Annotated in this window: 17 protein-coding genes; 12 read left to right on the forward strand and 5 right to left on the reverse strand. The window is 72.1% G+C overall.

The annotated features are described in order from the left end of the window. Positions 1 to 106 precede the first annotated feature (106 nt). The 5 genes from ACFY32_RS01215 to ACFY32_RS01235 all read left to right on the forward strand — a co-directional run bounded on the left by ACFY32_RS01215 (position 107) and on the right by ACFY32_RS01235 (position 4,594). Positions 107 to 1,234, forward strand: a complete 1,128-nt coding sequence (locus tag ACFY32_RS01215; RefSeq protein ID WP_359191651.1) for a PfkB family carbohydrate kinase — start codon at positions 107 to 109, stop codon at positions 1,232 to 1,234. A 125-nt stretch (positions 1,235 to 1,359) separates the two neighbouring features. After that, positions 1,360 to 2,439, forward strand: coding sequence for a PhoH family protein (locus ACFY32_RS01220; RefSeq protein WP_359191648.1), 1,080 nt, complete (start codon positions 1,360 to 1,362; stop codon positions 2,437 to 2,439). 12 nt (positions 2,440 to 2,451) lie between these two features. Next, the gene (gene ybeY, locus ACFY32_RS01225; RefSeq protein WP_359191645.1) at positions 2,452 to 2,949 is read left to right on the forward strand and encodes an rRNA maturation RNase YbeY; all 498 of its coding nucleotides are present in this window, start codon (positions 2,452 to 2,454) and stop codon (positions 2,947 to 2,949) included. Continuing rightward, positions 2,946 to 4,238 (forward strand): hemolysin family protein, encoded by a 1,293-nt coding sequence (locus ACFY32_RS01230; protein WP_359191642.1) that lies wholly within the window; start codon positions 2,946 to 2,948, stop codon positions 4,236 to 4,238. Before ybeY ends, ACFY32_RS01230 begins: the two co-directional genes overlap by 4 nt. After that, positions 4,235 to 4,594, forward strand: coding sequence for an MmcQ/YjbR family DNA-binding protein (locus ACFY32_RS01235; RefSeq protein ID WP_359191639.1), 360 nt, complete (start codon positions 4,235 to 4,237; stop codon positions 4,592 to 4,594). Before ACFY32_RS01230 ends, ACFY32_RS01235 begins: the two co-directional genes overlap by 4 nt. Here the strand turns inward: ACFY32_RS01235 and ACFY32_RS01240 are convergent. Continuing rightward, entirely contained in the window at positions 4,556 to 5,998 is a 1,443-nt protein-coding gene (locus ACFY32_RS01240) for an MFS transporter (RefSeq protein WP_390673115.1), read from the reverse strand. The genes ACFY32_RS01235 and ACFY32_RS01240 overlap by 39 nt on opposite strands. 152 nt (positions 5,999 to 6,150) lie before the next feature. Here ACFY32_RS01240 and ACFY32_RS01245 point away from each other — a divergent pair, with 152 nt between their 5' ends. From ACFY32_RS01245 to era, 3 genes are all read left to right on the forward strand, one after another. Further along, positions 6,151 to 6,975, forward strand: coding sequence for a helix-turn-helix transcriptional regulator (locus ACFY32_RS01245; RefSeq protein ID WP_359191929.1), 825 nt, complete (start codon positions 6,151 to 6,153; stop codon positions 6,973 to 6,975). 30 nt (positions 6,976 to 7,005) lie between these two features. Further along, positions 7,006 to 7,359, forward strand: coding sequence for a cytidine deaminase (locus ACFY32_RS01250; RefSeq protein ID WP_390673116.1), 354 nt, complete (start codon positions 7,006 to 7,008; stop codon positions 7,357 to 7,359). Positions 7,360 to 7,464: 105 nt separating this feature from the next. Continuing rightward, the gene (gene era / locus ACFY32_RS01255; protein WP_359191630.1) at positions 7,465 to 8,424 is read left to right on the forward strand and encodes a GTPase Era; all 960 of its coding nucleotides are present in this window, start codon (positions 7,465 to 7,467) and stop codon (positions 8,422 to 8,424) included. Positions 8,425 to 8,436: 12 nt separating this feature from the next. Here the strand turns inward: era and ACFY32_RS01260 are convergent, their stop codons facing one another. From ACFY32_RS01260 to ACFY32_RS01270, 3 genes are read right to left on the reverse strand one after another with little or no spacing between them, the layout of a single operon-like run. Further along, complete coding sequence (locus tag ACFY32_RS01260) at positions 8,437 to 9,744, reverse strand: GH1 family beta-glucosidase (RefSeq protein ID WP_359191627.1); 1,308 nt, start codon at positions 9,742 to 9,744, stop codon at positions 8,437 to 8,439. Positions 9,745 to 9,783: 39 nt separating this feature from the next. Further along, a complete protein-coding gene (locus tag ACFY32_RS01265) occupies positions 9,784 to 10,050 on the reverse strand; it encodes a protealysin inhibitor emfourin (protein ID WP_390673117.1) in 267 nt (88 codons plus the stop codon). 21 nt (positions 10,051 to 10,071) lie between these two features. Beyond that, positions 10,072 to 11,142 carry a M4 family metallopeptidase gene (locus ACFY32_RS01270; RefSeq protein WP_390673118.1) on the reverse strand — a complete coding sequence of 357 codons (1,071 nt, stop codon included), beginning with the start codon at positions 11,140 to 11,142 and terminating at the stop codon, positions 10,072 to 10,074. Positions 11,143 to 11,478: 336 nt separating this feature from the next. On the opposite strand from ACFY32_RS01270, the gene leuA reads away from it, so the two are divergent. Next, complete coding sequence (leuA, locus tag ACFY32_RS01275; protein WP_359191618.1) at positions 11,479 to 13,200, forward strand: 2-isopropylmalate synthase; 1,722 nt, start codon at positions 11,479 to 11,481, stop codon at positions 13,198 to 13,200. A 182-nt stretch (positions 13,201 to 13,382) separates the two neighbouring features. After that, complete coding sequence (locus ACFY32_RS01280; protein ID WP_359191615.1) at positions 13,383 to 14,075, forward strand: TerB family tellurite resistance protein; 693 nt, start codon at positions 13,383 to 13,385, stop codon at positions 14,073 to 14,075. Between the two features lie 6 nt (positions 14,076 to 14,081). Here the strand turns inward: ACFY32_RS01280 and ACFY32_RS01285 are convergent, their stop codons facing one another. Then, positions 14,082 to 14,624, reverse strand: coding sequence for a GNAT family N-acetyltransferase (locus ACFY32_RS01285; protein ID WP_359191612.1), 543 nt, complete (start codon positions 14,622 to 14,624; stop codon positions 14,082 to 14,084). A gap of 345 nt (positions 14,625 to 14,969) precedes the next feature. Here ACFY32_RS01285 and ACFY32_RS01290 point away from each other — a divergent pair, with 345 nt between their 5' ends. Together ACFY32_RS01290 and ACFY32_RS01295 are read left to right on the forward strand one after the other, a co-directional pair. Next, positions 14,970 to 15,719: an SCO2525 family SAM-dependent methyltransferase gene (locus ACFY32_RS01290; RefSeq protein WP_359191609.1), complete on the forward strand. Its 750-nt coding sequence runs from the start codon at positions 14,970 to 14,972 to the stop codon at positions 15,717 to 15,719. A 46-nt stretch (positions 15,720 to 15,765) separates the two neighbouring features. Then, complete coding sequence (locus ACFY32_RS01295; protein WP_359191606.1) at positions 15,766 to 17,610, forward strand: SCO2524 family protein; 1,845 nt, start codon at positions 15,766 to 15,768, stop codon at positions 17,608 to 17,610. The last annotated feature ends 3 nt before the right edge of the window (positions 17,611 to 17,613 follow it).

The raw sequence follows: 17,613 nt of genomic DNA on the forward strand, positions 1-17,613 counted from the left end.
CGGCGGCCGTGATCGCCCCCACCGGCCCCGGCGGCGGCCGGAACGCCGGCGGCGTGGTGCACACTGGCTGGAACCACACCGTGCCGGCTTTGCCAGGGAGCGCACCGTGACAGCGTCCACCGTGTCCGCCGCCGCCGAGGGAGCGCACCGCCACCCGCAGGCCGACCCCCTCGCCGCCCTGCGCGCCCCCGGCGACCCGCCCTGGGACGTCTACCTCACGGGCACCGTCTTCCTCGACATCGTCTTCACCGGCCTGGACTCCGCCCCGGTGCGCGGCACCGAGTCCTGGGCCCGCGGCATGGGGTCCAGCCCGGGGGGCGTCGCCAACATGGCCACCGCCCTGGCCCGCCTCGGCCTGCGCACCTCCCTGGCGGCGGCCTTCGGCGACGACCACTACGGCGACTACTGCCACGATGCCCTCGCCCAGGGCGAGGGCATCGACCTCAGCGCGTCCCGCACGGTGCCCAACTGGCACTCCCCGGTCACCGTCTCCATGGCCTACGAGGGCGAGCGCACCATGGTCTCCCACGGCCACGAGCCCACCCCCGAGGAGCAGCCGGTCCCCGACGACCCCCCACGCGCCCGTGCCGCCATCGCCTCCCTCACCCCCGGCACCCGCGCCCCCTGGGTCGCCCGCGCCGCCGCCCGCGGCACCCGGGTCTTCGCCGACGTCGGCTGGGACGACACCGGCGCCTGGGACCTGGCCGGGCTGCCCGACCTCGCGCACTGCGAGGCGTTCCTGCCCAACGCCGAGGAGGCGATGCGCTACACCGGCACCGACTGCCCGCGCGCCGCCGCCCGCGCCCTCACCGAGTACGTACCGCTCGCCGTGGTCACCCTCGGCGCCGACGGCGCCTACGCCGTGGACCGGCGCACCGGGGAGAGCGCCGAGGTCCCCGCCATCGCCGTCGAGGCCCTGGACCCCACCGGCGCCGGGGACGTCTTCGTCGCCGGGTTCGTCACCGGCACCCTGGCCGGCTGGCCGCTCGCCGACCGGCTCGCCTTCGCCGGACTGACCGCCGCCCTGTCCGTCCAGGAGTTCGGCGGGTCGCTGTCGGCGCCCGGCTGGTCGGAGGTGGCCGCCTGGTGGCGCGAGGTCCAGTCGGTCGAGGACCAGGACCCCGCCGCCCTGCGCCGGTACGCGTTCCTGAACGACCTGGTCCCCGACGAGGCCGTCCGGCCCTGGCCGCTGCGCCGGGCGGTCCCCACGATCGGCTTCCGCCGGTCCGCGTGAGCCCGGCGTACGCCCACGGGAAAAGTCCTACGGGGTTGTCGGTGCCCCGTCGTACCCTGGAAAACGCGAGGCCGCCCTCGGCGCGGCCGTGACGAGGAGGAACCGCAGGCCTTCAGCGCCGGCCCATGACTCACACACCGACAGCTCACACCCCCGCGCAGGGGCAGACGAAAGCCATGTTCACCGTCCCCGCCCAGCACCCCATGGTGACCGTCCTGGGGTCCGGCGACTCCCTGCTGCGCGTGATCGAGACGGCCTTCCCGGCGGCCGACATCCACGTCCGGGGCAATGAGATCAGCGCGACCGGCGACCCGGCGGAGGTCGCCCTCGTCCAGCGCGTGTTCGACGAGATGATGCTCGTGCTCCGCACCGGGCAGCCGATGACGGAGGACGCAGTGGAACGCTCGATCGCCATGCTCAAGGCGAGCGAGAACGGGGAGAGCGACGGCCAGGAGACCCCGGCCCAGGTGCTCACGCAGAACATCCTGTCCTCGCGCGGCCGCACCATCCGCCCCAAGACGCTCAACCAGAAGCGGTACGTCGACGCCATCGACCGGCACACCATCGTCTTCGGCATCGGCCCGGCCGGCACCGGCAAGACCTACCTGGCCATGGCCAAGGCCGTCCAGGCCCTGCAGTCCAAGCAGGTCAACCGCATCATCCTGACCCGCCCCGCGGTCGAGGCCGGCGAGCGCCTCGGCTTCCTGCCGGGCACCCTCTACGAGAAGATCGACCCCTATCTGCGCCCGCTCTACGACGCCCTGCACGACATGCTCGACCCGGACTCCATCCCCCGTCTGATGGCCGCCGGCACGATCGAGGTGGCGCCGCTGGCGTACATGCGCGGCCGGACGCTCAACGACGCCTTCATCATCCTGGACGAGGCGCAGAACACCAGCCCCGAGCAGATGAAGATGTTCCTCACCCGGCTCGGCTTCGACTCGAAGATCGTGATCACCGGTGACGTCACCCAGGTCGACCTGCCGGGCGGCACCAAGTCCGGGCTGCGGCAGGTGCAGGACATCCTGGACGGCGTGGACGACGTGCACTTCTCCCGGCTCTCCTCCCAGGACGTCGTACGGCACAAGCTGGTGGGCCGTATCGTCGACGCCTACGAGAAGTACGACAGCGAGCACGGAACCGAGAACGGCGGGCACAAGAACCACGGCAAGCCGTCCGGCGCCAAGCGACCCCAGGGGAAGTAGACCAGCACCACCATGTCGATCGACGTCAACAACGAGTCCGGAACCGAGGTCGACGAGCAGGCGATCCTCGACATCGCCCGCTACGCGCTCGCGCGGATGCGCATCCACCCGCTCTCCGAACTGTCGGTGATCGTCGTGGACGCCGACGCCATGGAGCAGCTCCACATCCAGTGGATGGACCTCCCGGGCCCCACCGATGTCATGTCCTTCCCGATGGACGAGCTGCGCCCGCCGGCCAAGGACGACGAGGAGCCGCCCCAGGGGCTGCTCGGCGACATCGTGCTCTGCCCCGAGGTGGCGGCCAAGCAGGGCGCCGAGGCCGAGACGAAGCACACCATGGACGAGGAGCTGCAACTGCTCACCGTCCACGGTGTGCTGCACCTGCTCGGCTACGACCACGAGGAGCCGGACGAGAAGGCCGAGATGTTCGGCCTGCAGGCGGCCATCGTGGACAACTGGCGTGCGGAGAGGGGCCTGACCGGCCCGTCCCCGGCCCCGACCGTCTCATGAGCCTGCCCCTCGTCGCCGGTGCCGTCGCCCTGGTCGTCGTCGCCTGGCTCGCCGCCTGCGCGGAGGCCGGCCTCGCCCGGGTCTCCAGCTTCCGCGCCGAGGAGGCCGTCCGCTCCGGGCGGCGCGGCAGCGCCAGACTCGCCAAGGTCGCCGCCGACCCGACGCGCTATCTCAACGTGGCGCTGCTGGTCCGCGTCGCCTGCGAGATGGCCGCCGCCGCCCTGGTCACGTACGCCTGCCTCAACGAGTTCAGCAGCACCACCGAGGCCCTGCTCATCGCCATCGCCGTGATGGTGCTGGTGTCCTACGTCGCCGTGGGGGTCTCCCCGCGCACCATCGGCCGCCAGCACCCGCTGAACACGGCGACGGCGGCGGCGTACGTGCTGGTGCCGCTGGCCCGGATCATGGGCCCGGTGCCGCCCCTGCTGATCCTCATCGGCAACGCGCTCACCCCCGGCAAGGGCTTCCGGCGCGGCCCCTTCGCCTCCGAGGCGGAGCTGCGCGCCCTGGTCGACCTCGCCGAGAAGGAGTCGCTGATCGAGGCCGAGGAGCGCCGCATGGTGCACTCGGTGTTCGAGCTGGGCGACACCCTGGTCCGCGAGGTCATGGTCCCGCGCACCGACCTCGTCGTCATCGAGCGGTACAAGACCATCCGGCAGGCCCTCACCCTCGCCCTGCGCTCCGGCTTCTCCCGCATACCGGTGACCGGCGACAGCGAGGACGACATCGTCGGCATCGTGTACCTCAAGGACCTGGCCCGCAAGACGCACATCAGCCGCGACGCCGAGTCCGAGCTGGTCTCCACGGCGATGCGGCCCGCGTTCTTCGTGCCGGACACCAAGAACGCCGGCGACCTGCTGCGCGAGATGCAGAAGGAACGCAACCACGTCGCCGTCGTCATCGACGAGTACGGCGGCACCGCCGGCATCGTCACCATCGAGGACATCCTGGAGGAGATCGTCGGCGAGATCACCGACGAGTACGACCGGGAACTCCCGCCGGTCCAGGACCTCGGCGAGGACCGCTACCGGGTCACCGCCCGCCTGGACATCGGCGACCTGGGCGAGCTGTACGGCCTGGAGGAGTTCGACGACGAGGACGTGGAGACCGTCGGCGGGCTGCTGGCCAAGGCGCTGGGCCGGGTGCCGATCGCGGGCGCCTCCTCCATGGTCGAGCTGCCCGACGGACGCGGACTGCGGCTGACCGCGGAGGCCGCCGCCGGCCGCCGCAACAAGATCGTGACCGTGCTGGCGGAGCCGGCCGGCAAGGAGGAGGCGGACCCCGAGTGAGCCCCGAGCGACTGCGCGCCCTGTGCCTGTCCTTCGACGCCGCCGTGGAGGATTTCCCGTTCGGCCCGGAGATCTCCGTCTTCAGGGTCCTGGGCAAGATGTTCGCCCTCACCTACCTGGACGCGCGCCCGCTCACCGTCAACCTCAAGTGCGACCCGGACGACGCGGTCCGGCTGCGCCGCGAGCACGAGGGCCTGATCATCCCCGGCTGGCACATGAACAAGCGGCACTGGAACACCGTGACGGTGGACGGCGGGCTCCCGGACCGCCTGGTCCGGGAGCTGGTCGAGGACTCCTACGACCTGGTCGTCGCCGGTCTACCGCGCGCCGACCGCCTCCGCCTCGACCGGCCCTGAGCCCGCCCGCCGGACCCGCAGCCCGAGCCCGACCAGCACGGCCGCCGCCAGCACGATCGCCGCGTCCAGCGCCAGCACCGTACGCACCCCCGAGGCGAGGTCCCCCGCGGTGGTGGCCAGCACGCCCAGCAGCGGGATGCCGACGGTGATGCCGACCTGCTGGGTGGAGGTGACCAGGCCGGTGGCCAGGCCCTGCTCCTCGTCCGGGACACCGGAGGTGACGGTCAGCCCGTAGGAGATGATCGCGCCCAGGTGGCACATGCTGGCCAGCGAGACCGCGGCCGTCGCCAGCCACACCGACCCGCCGCCCTCGCCGAGCCCCAGCAGCGCGGTGCCCAGCAGCCCCTGCCCGGCCAGCGAGCCGACCAGCGTCCGGCGGGCGCCGAACCGGCCGATGACCCGCGGCGCGTACGACCCGGCCAGCACCGACAGCACGCCCTGCACCCCGAAGACCAGGCCGGTCTCGAAGGCGGACAGCCCCAGCACCTCCTGGAGGTACAGGGTGAGCACGAAGACGACCGTCGACATCATCGAGAAGGTGACCAGCCCGCCCAGGTTGCCCCAGGCCACCGTGCGGCGGCGCAGCATCGGCAGCGACACCAGCGGCGTGACGGCCCGGGACTCCACGACCGCGAAGGCGGTGAGCAGCAGCACGCCCGCGACCAGGGCGACGAGGACGTCGGCCCGGCCGAAGCCCTGGTCGGCGGCGGTGGACAGGGCGTAGATCAGCGCCAGCAGACCGCCGGTGACGGTGACCGCGCCGGGCACGTCCAGGCGGGGCCGCTCCGGGGTGCGCGACTCCGGCAGCAGACCGGGCGCGAGCGGCAGCACGATCAGGGCGAACAGGGTCAGCAGGCCCATGGTGGAGCGCCAGCCCAGCAGGTCGGTCAGCACCCCGCCCGCCACCATGCCGACGGTGAAGCCCAGCGACAGCAGCGTCCCCGAGATGCCCAGGGCGCGGTCGCGGGCCGGGCCCTCCGGGAAGGTCGTGGTCAGCAGCGACATCCCGGTCGGCACGATGGCCGCCGCGCCGAGCCCTTGCAGGGCGCGTCCGGCGAGGAAGGACGCCGGGTCCCAGGCGAAGGTCGCCAGCAGCGAGGCCGCGCCGAACAGGGCGAGCCCGGCCAGGAACAGCCTGCGCCGGCCGTAGAGGTCGCCGGTGCGGCCGAACAGCAGCAGGAAGCCGCCGGAGGGCAGCGCGAACGCGGTGACCGCCCACTGGAGGGCGGACCGGCTCATGCCCAGGTCGGCGCCGAGCACCGGCAGCGCGACATTGAGCACGGAGAAGTCGAGCGCGACCATGAACTGGGCCGCGCAGAGCACGAACAGGATCAGCCGGTCGCGCGAAGTCAGCGCGGGAGCGGGCGGCTTCCGTACGGTGGTGGGAGTGGTGTCGATCGCCATGGCAACGAGCCTGAGGCCCGCGGAATAGCCTTGGGGAGCGGGCAGTTGTCCTGGTGGTGCCACCACCAGGCAGCCAGGACTTACAGGGGGAGCGGGTGCCGGAACTCAAGGAGGCCGTCGCGGGGCGGCGGGGTGAGCTGCGGGAATTCCTGATGAGCCGCCGGGCGCGGGTGACACCCGCCGAGGCGGGACTGCCGGAGGGCGGCGGCCGGCGCCGCACGCCGGGCCTGCGCCGCGAGGAGGTCGCCGTCCTCGCCGGGGTGGGCGCCTCCTGGTACCAGTGGCTGGAGCAGGGCCGGGACATCTCCGTCTCGCCGCAGGTCCTGGACGCCGTCGCCCGCGTGCTCAGGCTCAGCAACGCCGAGCGGCGCCATCTGTACGTCCTGGCCGGCCTCAACCCGCCCGCGCCCGAGGTGGAGCCCGCCAAGCGGCACATGTGCGACGGGCTGCGGCGGCTGATCGACACCTGGATGCCGTACCCGGCGCACATCATGGACGCGTACTACGACTGCGTGATGTACAACGACGCCGCGGCGATCGTGCTCGGGATGCGCCCCGGCACCACGCAGAACTGCATCGTGGACTTCTTCACCGACCCGCTGTACCGCTCCCGCGCCAAGAGCTGGGAGCGCAACGCCCGCACGGTCGTCGCCCAGTTCCGGGCCGCCTGCGCGGCCGCCCCCGGCGACGAGGGCTACCGGCAGGTGCTCCGGAAGCTGGAGCGGGAGGCGGGGGAGGAGTTCACCCGGCTGTGGGCCGAGCGGGACATCGAGGACGCCGGACAGATCCGCAAGGAACTGGACCACCCGCTGGTCGGGCTGCTGTGCGTGGAGTCGACCGCGCTGAAGGTGCCCGCCCGCCCGGACCTGACGATCGTGCTGCACACCCCGCTGGACGAGGCCAACACCGCCGCGAAGCTGGAGTGGCTGGCCTCCCCGGAGGGCCGGCGCGGGGCGATGTACCCCGTGGCCGGATAGCGCCCCGGCCGCTTTCGTATGCTCGACCCCATGACCGACAGCAGCGCGCTCGACCCCGAGGACCGCAAGATCGTCACCCTGGCCCGTTCCGCGCGGGCCCGCAACCAGGTGCCCGAGGGGGCCGCCGTCCGCGACGGGACCGGCCGGACGTACGTCGCCGGGACCGTCGCCCTGGACTCGCTGAAGCTCAGCGCGCTGCGGACGGCGGTGGCGATGGCGGTGGCCTCCGGCGCGACCTCGCTGGAGGCGGCGGCCGTGGTGACCGACGCCGGGACCGTCTCCGACGAGGACCGGGCGGCCGTACGGGACCTGGGCGGACCCGCGACGCCGGTGCTGGTGGCCGGCCCCGACGGCGAGGTCCGGGGGACCGTCACCGCGGGCTGACCCGGGCGCCCCGGACCGCCCGCGGACCCGGTCCGGTGGCGGGGACGGCGGGCGTGTGAGGAAGGCGGTACGGCGGTGCTCGCCGGATCAGGGACAATGGGCGCCATGAGCGTTCGCAGTCAGTCATCCGAGCCGTCGGAAACGTCCGAGGCCCCCCACCGGGCCGGCTTCGCCTGTTTCGTGGGCCGCCCCAACGCGGGCAAGTCCACCCTCACGAACGCTCTGGTCGGGCAGAAGGTGGCGATCACCTCCAACCGGCCCCAGACCACCCGGCACACCGTCCGGGGCATCGTGCACCGGCCGGACGCCCAGCTGATCTTGGTCGACACCCCCGGGCTGCACAAGCCGCGCACCCTGCTGGGCGAGCGGCTCAACGACGTGGTCCGCACCACCTGGGCGGAGGTCGACGTGATCGGCTTCTGCCTGCCCGCCAACGAGAAGCTCGGGCCCGGCGACCGGTTCATCGCCAAGGAACTGGCCGCGATCCGCAAGACCCCCAAGGTGGCCATCGTCACCAAGACCGACCTGGTCGACAGCAAGACCCTCGCCGAGCAGTTGATCGCCATCGACCAGCTCGGCACGGAACTGGGCATCGGCTGGGCCGAGATCGTCCCGGTGTCGGCGACGGCCGGGCAGCAGGTGGACCTCCTGGCCGACCTGCTGATCCCGCTGCTCCCGGAGAGCCCTCCCCTCTACCCGGAGGGCGACCTCACCGACGAGCCCGAGCAGGTCATGGTCGCCGAGCTGATCCGGGAGGCCGCGCTGGAGGGCGTACGCGACGAGCTGCCGCACTCCATCGCCGTGGTCGTGGAGGAGATGCTGCCCCGCGAGGACCGCCCCGCCGACAAGCCGCTGCTGGACATCCACGCCAACGTCTTCATCGAGCGCCCCAGCCAGAAGGGCATCATCATCGGCCCCAAGGGCAAGCGCCTGAAGGAGGTCGGCATCCGCTCCCGCAAGCAGATCGAGGCCCTGCTGGGCACGCCGGTCTTCCTCGACCTGCACGTGAAGGTCGCCAAGGACTGGCAGCGGGACCCGAAGCAGCTCAGGAAGCTCGGGTTCTGAGCGCGGCGGAGGTCAGCGGCGCCCGTCCGCCAGCAGCTTCCGGAACCAGTGGTACGACGCCTTCGGGGTCCGCTCCAGCGTCGTGAAGTCCACGTGGACCAGGCCGAAGCGGCGGGCGTACCCCTCGGCCCACTCGAAGTTGTCCAGCAGCGACCACACGAAGTAGCCGCGCACGTCCACCCCGGCCGCGAGGGCGTCGTGCGCGGCCCGGATGTGCGCGTCCAGGTAGGCGATCCGGTCCTGGTCGTCGAGGCCGGGGTACGAGCAGCCGTTCTCGGTGATCAGCACCGGCGGGAGCCGCTCGCCGTACCGGTCCCGCAGGCCGGTGAGCAGCTCGGTGAGGCCCTCGGGGACCACCGGCCAGCCGAAGTCCGTCACCGGCCGGTCCTCGATCTCCCGCACCGAGAAGGGCAGTTCGGCCGGGAGCGGCACCCCGCCGAACTCGCCCGGGGTGCCGCTCGGGGCGCCCACCTTCGCCGGCGCGTAGTAGTTGACGCCGTAGAAGTCCAGCGGCTCGGCGATCACCTTCAGATCGGCCCCGGCGTCGCCCGGCATCAGCTCGCCGATGCCGTCGGGGTAGCGGCCCAGCAGCAGCGGGTCGGCGAACATCCGGTTCAGCAGCACGTCGTAGAAGTCCGCCGCCTCCCGGTCGGCGGGCTCCTCGGAGGCCGGCCAAACCGGGGCGTGCGAGTCGGCGATGCCGATGTCCGGGGCGCCGGCCGCGCGCAGCGCCCGTACCGCCAGGCCGTGCGCGAGGAGTTGGTGGTGGGCCACCGGCAGCGCGTCGAACAGCAGGCGCTCGCCCGGCGCGTGCACGCCCAAGGCGTGGCCCAGCAGGGTGTGCTCCGCCGGTTCGTTCAGCGTGATCCAGGTGCGCACCCGGTCGCCGAGCCGGTCCGCGACCACCGCCACGTACCCGGCGAACCGCTCCGCGGTGTCCCGCTCCCGCCAGTCGAGGCCCAGCGGCAGGTCCCAGTGGAAGAGGGTCGGCACCGGACGCACCCCGGCCGCGCACAGCTCGTCCGTCAGCCGGTCGTAGAAGTCCAGGCCGCCGGGGGAGTTCACCCGGGGCCAGGAGACGGAGAAGCGGTAGGCGTCCACGCCCAGGCCGGCCAGCAGCGCCACGTCCTCGCGGTGGCGGTGGTAGTGGTCGCAGGCCACCGCCGCCGTCGAGCCGTCCCGCACCCGCCCCGGCAGCTCGGTGAACGCGTCCCACACCGACCGCTCGCGCAGCTTTGCCGCGCCCTCGATCTGGTGCGCCGAGGTCGACACGCCCCACAGGAAACCGGCCGGGAAACGGGGCATCGGATCCATCGCCATGCGCGGATCATCCGCACCGCCGGCCGCGCCCGTCAACCGTCAGGAACCCTCCTTCAGCACCCGTGCGACCAGCTCCCGCTGCTCCCCGGTCAGCCGGGGGTCGGCCGCGTACACGGTCCGGCCGTCCACGGTGATCCGGTAGCCGAACCCGTCCGGCACCCCGGCCGGCGGCGTGCTCCGGCCGTCGGCGACCGCCCGCCCGGCCAGGGCGTGCCACTCGGCCGCGTCCGAGCGGCCGGCGGTGTCCACCTCCGCGTGGCGCTCGATGCCCGCGAAGCCTCCTGTGCGCGTCACCTGAATCCGCATGGGACCGTGTCTAGTACGGAACTAGGCGGGGCGCACCCCGACCTGTTCCCACGCCTTGTCCACCGCGTCGAGTTCCGGGCCCGTGCCGTACCGCTCCCGGGCGGCGTCCAGGGTCAGCGCCGCGAAGTCGGCGAACCGGGCCTCCGGGTCCAGCGAGCCGCCGGTCAGCACGTCGTACCAGATCTGCCCGGCCCGCTCCCAGGCGTTGCCGCCGAGCGCGGTGGCGACCAGGTAGAACGCGTGGTTGGGGATGCCGGAGTTGATGTGGACGCCGCCGTTGTCCCGGCCGGTGCGGACGTAGTCGTCCATCGTCGCGGGCTGCGGGTCCTTGCCGAGGACGTCGTCGTCGTACGCCGTGCCCGGGGCCTTCATCGAGCGCAGGGCGACCCCGGTGACGCGCGGGGCGAGCAGGCCGGCGCCGATCAGCCAGTCGGCCTGCTCGGCGGTCTGGCCGAGCGTGTACTGCTTGATCAGCGCGCCGAAGACGTCCGACACCGACTCGTTGAGCGCCCCGGGCTGGCCGAAGTAGGTCAGGTTGGCCGTGTACTGGGTGACGCCGTGGACGAGTTCGTGGCCGATGACGTCCACCGGGATGGTGAAGTCGAGGAAGATCTCGCCGTCGCCGTCGCCGAACACCATCTGCTCGCCGTTCCAGAACGCGTTGTTGTACTCGCGGTCGTAGTGCACGGTGGCGTCCAGCGGCAGCCCGGAGCCGTCGATGGAGTCGCGCCCGTACGCCGTGAGCAGCAGCTCGAAGGTGGCGCCGAGGCCCGCGTAGGCGCGGTTGACGGTGGCGTCCTGGCCGGGGTCCTCGCCCTCGCCGCGCACCTGCGAGCCCGGCAGATCGGTGTCGTGCCGGGCGTCGTAGACCGTGCGCCGGGGCTGGGCGGGCTCGGCGGCGGCGGGGCGGGTGGCCGCCGGGGCGCCCAGCACGGTGGTCATCCGGCGCTGGGTGCGCTCGTAGGCGTCGCGCTGGAGGGTGCGGCGGGCGGGTCCGGCGAGCGCGGGGTCCTCGGCCTGCGCGAGCTTGTCGAGGACGTGCGGTGGGACGATGGTGCAGAAGACGGGCTCGAAGCCCCCGTTGGTCGTCATGACCGGCACCTTTGCACTGTGTGACGTACCTGTCACCACCCGCAACCATGATTGGTGAATTGCCCGGTGAGCGGCGCCTCACCGTCCCCTCGGCGTGGTATGTGGCACTCTTCGCCCGGCTTGTCCCCGGGGTCCCGCATACTGATACGGGACCGCGCGTCCGGCGCGGCTCGGCTAGGCTGCGGAGCACCATGCGTTTCGGGCTGCTTCTCCTTAGCTGCCGCGGCGAGGGCCTGTAGTCGAGGCCGACTCCCTCCCCGCGGAGCTCGGCGTTGCGCGTCGGCCGTCCGTCGGACCCCGCGGTCACCGCGGAACCCCAGAGGAGCCCACGCCACCATGGCCAACCGCCAGCAGCCCAGTTCCATGCCGATCAGCAAGTACCGCGGCTACGAGCAGGTCGGCATCCCCGACCGCACCTGGCCCGACCAGCGCGTCACCGCCGCCCCCCGCTGGCTCTCCACGGACCTGCGCGACGGCAACCAGGCCCTGATCGACCCGATGTCGCCCGCCCGCAAGCGCGCCATGTTCGACCTGCTGGTCAAGATGGGCTACAAGGAGATCGAGGTCGGCTTCCCGGCCTCCGGCCAGACCGACTTCGACTTCATCCGCTCCATCGTCGAGGAGCCGGGCGCCATCCCGGACGACGTCACCATCTCCGTACTGACCCAGGCCCGCGAGGACCTGATCGAGCGCACGGTGGAGTCCCTGAAGGGCGCCAGGCGGGCCACCGTGCACCTGTACAACGCCACCGCGCCGGTCTTCCGCCGCGTGGTCTTCCGCGGCTCGAAGGACGACATCAAGCAGATCGCCGTCGACGGCACCCGCCTGGTGATGGAGTACGCCGAGAAGCTGCTGGGCCCGGAGACCGAGTTCGGCTACCAGTACTCGCCGGAGATCTTCACCGACACCGAGCTGGACTTCGCCCTGGAGGTCTGCGAGGCGGTGATGGACGTCTACCAGCCGGGTCCGGGCCGCGAGATCATCCTCAACCTGCCCGCCACCGTGGAGCGTTCGACGCCCTCCACGCACGCGGACCGCTTCGAGTGGATGCACCGCAACCTCTCCCGCCGCGAGTACGTCTGCCTGTCCGTCCACCCGCACAACGACCGCGGTACGGCGGTGGCGGCGGCCGAGCTGGCGCTGATGGCCGGCGCCGACCGCGTCGAGGGCTGCCTGTTCGGCCAGGGCGAGCGCACCGGCAACGTCGACCTGGTCACCCTGGGCATGAACCTGTTCTCCCAGGGCGTCGACCCGCAGATCGACTTCTCCGACATCGACGAGATCCGCCGTACCTGGGAGTACTGCAACCAGATGGAGGTCCACCCGCGCCACCCGTACGTGGGCGACCTGGTCTACACGTCCTTCTCCGGCTCCCACCAGGACGCCATCAAGAAGGGCTTCGACGCCATGGAGGCCGACGCGGCCGCGAAGGGCGTCACCGTGGACGACCTGGAGTGGGCGGTCCCGTACCTGCCCATCGACCCCAAGGACGTCGGCCGGTCCTACGAGGCGGTCATCCGGGTCAACTCGCAGTCCGGCAAGGGCGGCATCGCCTACGTCCTGAAGAACGACCACAAGCTGGACCTGCCGCGCCGGATGCAGATCGAGTTCTCCAAGCTGATCCAGGCCAAGACCGACGCGGAGGGCGGCGAGATCACGCCGGGCGCGATCTGGTCGGTCTTCCGGGACGAGTACCTGCCCAACCCGGAGAACCCCTGGGGCCGCATCCAGGTCGCCAACGGCCAGACCACGACCGACCGGGACGGCGTGGACACCCTCACCGTCGAGGCCACCGTCGACGGCGTGGAGACCACCCTGGTCGGCACCGGCAACGGTCCGATCTCGGCCTTCTTCCACGCCCTGCAGGGCATCGGCATCGACGTGCGCCTGCTGGACTACCAGGAGCACACCATGAGCGAGGGCGCCTCCGCGCAGGCCGCCTCGTACATCGAGTGCGCCATCGACGGCAAGGTCCTGTGGGGCATCGGGATCGACGCGAACACCACCCGCGCCTCGCTGAAGGCGGTCGTCTCCGCCGTCAACCGCGCGGCCCGCTGACCCGCCCCGCTCCAGACCCGGGCCCCGCCCGCCGGACACCGGCGGGCGGGGCCCGTCGCATACCGGCCAGATCCCGGCGCAGGTCACGGAAAGGTCTCGCCCGGGGTACTGACGCCGCGTCGGTGATGTGGCTAACATCACGCCAGTGCGGCGATGATGCCGCGCGGTTACGGAGGTGCGACGTGCTGCCTGGACGGGGACGAGACGGCCGAGCTGCCCGGCTTCAGCGCATCCTGGGCACCCGTACCGCGTGGACGGCCGTCGGCGACGGCGAGTTCTTCTGCCCGGACTGCGGGGGCGACCGCAACTACCAGCGGCTCACCGGCCGCCGCCGCTTCACCGTGCTCGGCCTGCCCGTGCTGTCGCGCGGCGACTGCGGGCCCGCCGTGGAGTGCGCCGCCTGCCTGCGCCACTACGGCACCGACGTCCTGGACCACCCCACCACCACCCGCTTCGCCGCGATGCTCCGCGACGCCGTGCACACCGTCGCCCTGGCGGTCCTCGCCGCGAGCGGCACCTGCTCCCGGACGGCCCTGCGGACGGCGGCCGGCGCCGTGCGCGCGGCCGGTTACGACTGCGCCGAGGAGCAGCTCGACGCGCTGGTCCAGGCCCTGGCCGCGGACACCGGGCGGTTCTACGGGGAGCCCTGCGGGCCCGGCCTCGCGATAGAGCTGCACGAGGCCCTGGACCCGCTGGCCCCGCACCTCGCCGCCCCCGGACGGGAGTCGATCCTGCTCCAGGGCGCCCGGATCGCGCTGGCCGACGGCCCGTACACCCCCGCCGAGCGGGACGTGCTCGCCACCGTGGGCGCCGCCCTGACCCTCCCCGCCGAGGACGTCACCCGCCTGCTGGCGGCTGCCCGTACGCCGTCCTGAGCGCCCTCAGCGGCTCCCGGTGAGGTCCAGGCGCAGGACCCGGCGGTGCATGCCGGGCCCGAAGTAGTCCCGCCGCAGGCCGTCGCCCGGACCGTCGGGGCGGAAGCCCAGGGAGCGGTAGAGCAGGACGGCGGCGCTGTTGCCGGGCTCCACGGTCAGCCGGACCCGCTCGACGCCGCTGCGCCGCAGCCGGGCGAGGATCTCCGTCATCAGCTCCCGGCCCAGCCCGTGCCGCCGCCGGTCCGGGGCCACGCACAGGCCGAGGACCCAACTGTCCCGGTCCAGCGCCGAGGTCCCGGCCAGCACATAGCCGCGCAGCGTCCCCGTGCCGTCGTCCAGGACCAGGAAGTGACCGGCGTACATGTCGTAGAGCTGGCGGAACAGGAAGCCGGGGTAGGCGACCTCCTGGAAGACCTCGCGGTCCAGCCGCCGCAGTTCCGGCAGGTCGCTCTCCCGGGCGGTCCGCAGGACCAGGGACGCCTCGTCCGGGCCGGGGGCGGTGAGCCGCACCCGGCGTTCGAGGAAACGTTCCAGCGGTTCGGCGGTCATGCCACCCCCAGTCGGACACATACGGACGGACGTCAACTCGCCGCGGCGCGCATCACACCTTCCAGTCATTCGCCAGGTGCGGCGGCCGGGGTCGGCCAGTAGCCACAGTGGGCGCCCAACTCCCGCCGCACAAGGGGAAGTTCGGGTGTGCGTCGATGCGCCGGACGTGCCCCCCGCGGCGGGGGACTGGCGAGTTCCGCGCTGGCCGCGCGAGTTCCCGTGCTTTACGGTGCGGAAAAGCCGGGTGCCGGTTTTCGTCGGTCAATGTTCACCGTTCATGGTTCATGGGCACGGACACCGCGCGGGGTCCAGTCCCGGGACGACACAGGAAGCGGCAGGGTGATTATGGATCGCAACGCCGACGCACCTTGGTCGAAGTTCGATCCGGAGGCGTATGTCGACGACAATTACCGGACTCCGCTCGACGTCGATCTGCTGATCGTGCGGATGATGCGCGATCATTTCAGCCGCTGCCTGGAAGGAACCGGCCGGTACACGATCCGCGGTGTCGACGTGGGCGCCGGGGCGAATCTCTATCCGGCCCTGTCCATGCTCCCCTGGTGCGAGAAGGTCGTCCTCCTCGAATACGCGGAGCCGAACGTGGAGTACCTGGAGCGGCAGACCGCCCCCGGCGGGCTGGACGGGGTCTGGGACGCCTTCTGGGACGTACTCCGCCAGGCCCCCGCCTACCGGGACGTCGACCCGCGGACCCGGGCCGGCGAGGTGGTCCGGGTGGAGCGGCAGAACCTGTTCGACCTCGACGGGCACCGGCGCTGGGACCTCGGCACGATGTTCTTCGTCGCCGATTCGATGTCCGAGTGCCCCGAGGAGTTCCGGCGGGGCGTCCGGTGTTTCATGAACGCGCTCACGGACGGGGCCCCGTTCGCCGCCGCGTTCATGAAGGAATCGGTCGGATATCAGGTGGGGGAGGAGCGCTTTCCCGCATACCGGGTGAATGAGCACCGGGCCCGGGAAAGCCTCGCCCCGTACAGCGACGGGCTGGAGATCCACGATCTCAATCATCTGGTCCGGGAGGGTCACGACGGAATGCTGCTCGCCCTCGGGCGGCGCAATTCCACGATCGCCGCCCCCTGACCGGAGCGGCACACCAGGCTCAGCGATCTGTGCAAGGGGTGCGGGGATGCAGATCAAGCCACGGCAGCATCTGCTGGACATCTGGCGGGCGGTGGCCCGTCACTCGTTCGAAGACGGCAAGCTGATCTCGGGGGACGCCGGCGGACTGAGCAGCGTCGCCGACGCCGAGCGCCTGCTCTGCCTGCTCTACCCGGCCACCGAGGTGCCCGCCTTCCGCCTGGACCAGCCCGACACCACCGAACGGGACGTCCTGCGGGTCCTGGAACCGGTCGGCAACCGGCTGGAGATCCCGCTCAACCTGATCAACGCCATGTCCCATTTCATGCGGACCCACACCGACGCCGACGACAGCCCCACCTTCGCCGGCGGGCACTACTTCAAACCGGCCGACCCCACCGGCGAACTCACCCACCGGCAGGCCGATCTGGGCGTGGTGGACAGCTTCTCGATGTCGGTCACCCTCAGCCTCGCCACCCTCGGCTTCCTCAAGGTCTACGAGACCACCACCACCCGCCCCGAGGTGCACGCCGCGATCGAGGAACTGCGCGGGGCCACCAACCTCCGGCTGACCGCCGCGATGATCAGCCTGCTGCGCTCCTTCACGGTCAACGTCTTCGACGCCGAGTCCGAGCAGGGCCGGCGGCTGATCCGGGTGATCGGCCAGGACCGGCAGTCCGACCGGGCCGTCCTCCAGCAGTTCGCCCGCCGCTTCCGGCCGCTGCGCGCCACCGTCATCGAGAGCCTCACCCGCGGCATCCAGGTCGACGAGAGCATCCGGGACGAGAGCCAGTTGTTCGAGTGCGGCTGGGCCTGGGGCGTGGTCCACGACGCGCCGCGCGTCACCGACCTGGGGGGCCGGGTCCCCGGCCAGCCCGACGGCATCGCCGACCGGCTGCCCTACGTGTACTTCACCGTGGTCGCCCTGGACGGCATCCAGGACCTGTTCTCCAAACGCACCCTCACCCTCGGCCTGCTCGACGAGGACCAGCAGAAACTCGCCGAGGCGCTCCGGCTGCGCTGGGAGCTGAGCCAGGAGTACTGGTCGACCGTCGCCCGCTTCGGCGCCGAGCGCTGGCCCCTGGAGGACCTGCCCTGGCAGACCACCGGGCTGCAACTGGAGTCGGAGTACTTCTCCCTGACCGTCGCCGCCATCCTCGTCCACGACCTGGTGCGGCGGAACGCCACCGACGACGACCTCACCCGCACCGTCGCCATCATGGAACGCCTCGCCGACCGCGGCCGGATCACCAGCCGGATGACCGCGGGCGACCCGGTGATCCAGTTGCACCACCCCGGCGTCACCATGCCGCTCGCCGGCTCCGAGCGCTCCGGCGGCGTCCTGCAGTGGCGGATGGTCGACTACTCGGCCCAGATGCTCAAGCGGATCGTCCAGCTCGCCACCCTCTCCCAGAACATCAACTCCCAGGGCAAGCTGCTGCGGCTGGCCGAGCAGACCTTCGAGCACCTCTGGCACCGGCGGATCGAGGGCGGTGAGACCGCCGACCTCTGGGACGACCCCCGGGCCGTCTACCCCGACTCCCGGAACATCGGCAAACGCCTGTCCTGGAGCGTCACCGAACGGGTCACCGAATGCCTGGTCGCCGCCCGCAACCTCTACGAGCAGCAGCCCATCCCCAGCCCCGAACTGGCCCAGCTCGCCCGGGAGCTGCTCAGCGAGGCCAACCACCTCTTCGGCAAGGAGCAGTTGGAGGCGTCGGCCGGCGTCGACGGCAACCGGGGCCGGGCCATGCGCAGCATCGAGAACCGCCTCGACCGGGCCCGCGCCCTGGTCGACAGCCGGCCCGCCACCGCCTTCGCCCTGACCCTGCCGGTGCTCCAGGAACTCGACACCCTGGCCCAGGCCAGGGGCGCCGGCGTGAAGGAGGGCTGAGCC

Source organism: Streptomyces sp. NPDC000134 (genome assembly GCF_042899225.1).
GTDB lineage: Bacteria > Actinomycetota > Actinomycetes > Streptomycetales > Streptomycetaceae > Streptomyces.

Coding starts and splice junctions, on each gene's coding strand:
- ACFY32_RS01220 (WP_359191648.1), top strand. CDS start 1,360: ATGACTCACACACCGACAGCTCACACCCCCGCGCAGGGGCAGACGAAA.
- ybeY (WP_359191645.1), top strand. CDS start 2,452: ATGTCGATCGACGTCAACAACGAGTCCGGAACCGAGGTCGACGAGCAG.
- ACFY32_RS01230 (WP_359191642.1), top strand. CDS start 2,946: ATGAGCCTGCCCCTCGTCGCCGGTGCCGTCGCCCTGGTCGTCGTCGCC.
- ACFY32_RS01240 (WP_390673115.1), bottom strand. CDS start 5,998: ATGGCGATCGACACCACTCCCACCACCGTACGGAAGCCGCCCGCTCCC.
- ACFY32_RS01245 (WP_359191929.1), top strand. CDS start 6,151: ATGAGCCGCCGGGCGCGGGTGACACCCGCCGAGGCGGGACTGCCGGAG.
- ACFY32_RS01250 (WP_390673116.1), top strand. CDS start 7,006: ATGACCGACAGCAGCGCGCTCGACCCCGAGGACCGCAAGATCGTCACC.
- era (WP_359191630.1), top strand. CDS start 7,465: ATGAGCGTTCGCAGTCAGTCATCCGAGCCGTCGGAAACGTCCGAGGCC.
- ACFY32_RS01260 (WP_359191627.1), bottom strand. CDS start 9,744: ATGGCGATGGATCCGATGCCCCGTTTCCCGGCCGGTTTCCTGTGGGGC.
- ACFY32_RS01265 (WP_390673117.1), bottom strand. CDS start 10,050: ATGCGGATTCAGGTGACGCGCACAGGAGGCTTCGCGGGCATCGAGCGC.
- ACFY32_RS01270 (WP_390673118.1), bottom strand. CDS start 11,142: ATGACGACCAACGGGGGCTTCGAGCCCGTCTTCTGCACCATCGTCCCA.
- leuA (WP_359191618.1), top strand. CDS start 11,479: ATGGCCAACCGCCAGCAGCCCAGTTCCATGCCGATCAGCAAGTACCGC.
- ACFY32_RS01285 (WP_359191612.1), bottom strand. CDS start 14,624: ATGACCGCCGAACCGCTGGAACGTTTCCTCGAACGCCGGGTGCGGCTC.
- ACFY32_RS01290 (WP_359191609.1), top strand. CDS start 14,970: ATGGATCGCAACGCCGACGCACCTTGGTCGAAGTTCGATCCGGAGGCG.
- ACFY32_RS01295 (WP_359191606.1), top strand. CDS start 15,766: ATGCAGATCAAGCCACGGCAGCATCTGCTGGACATCTGGCGGGCGGTG.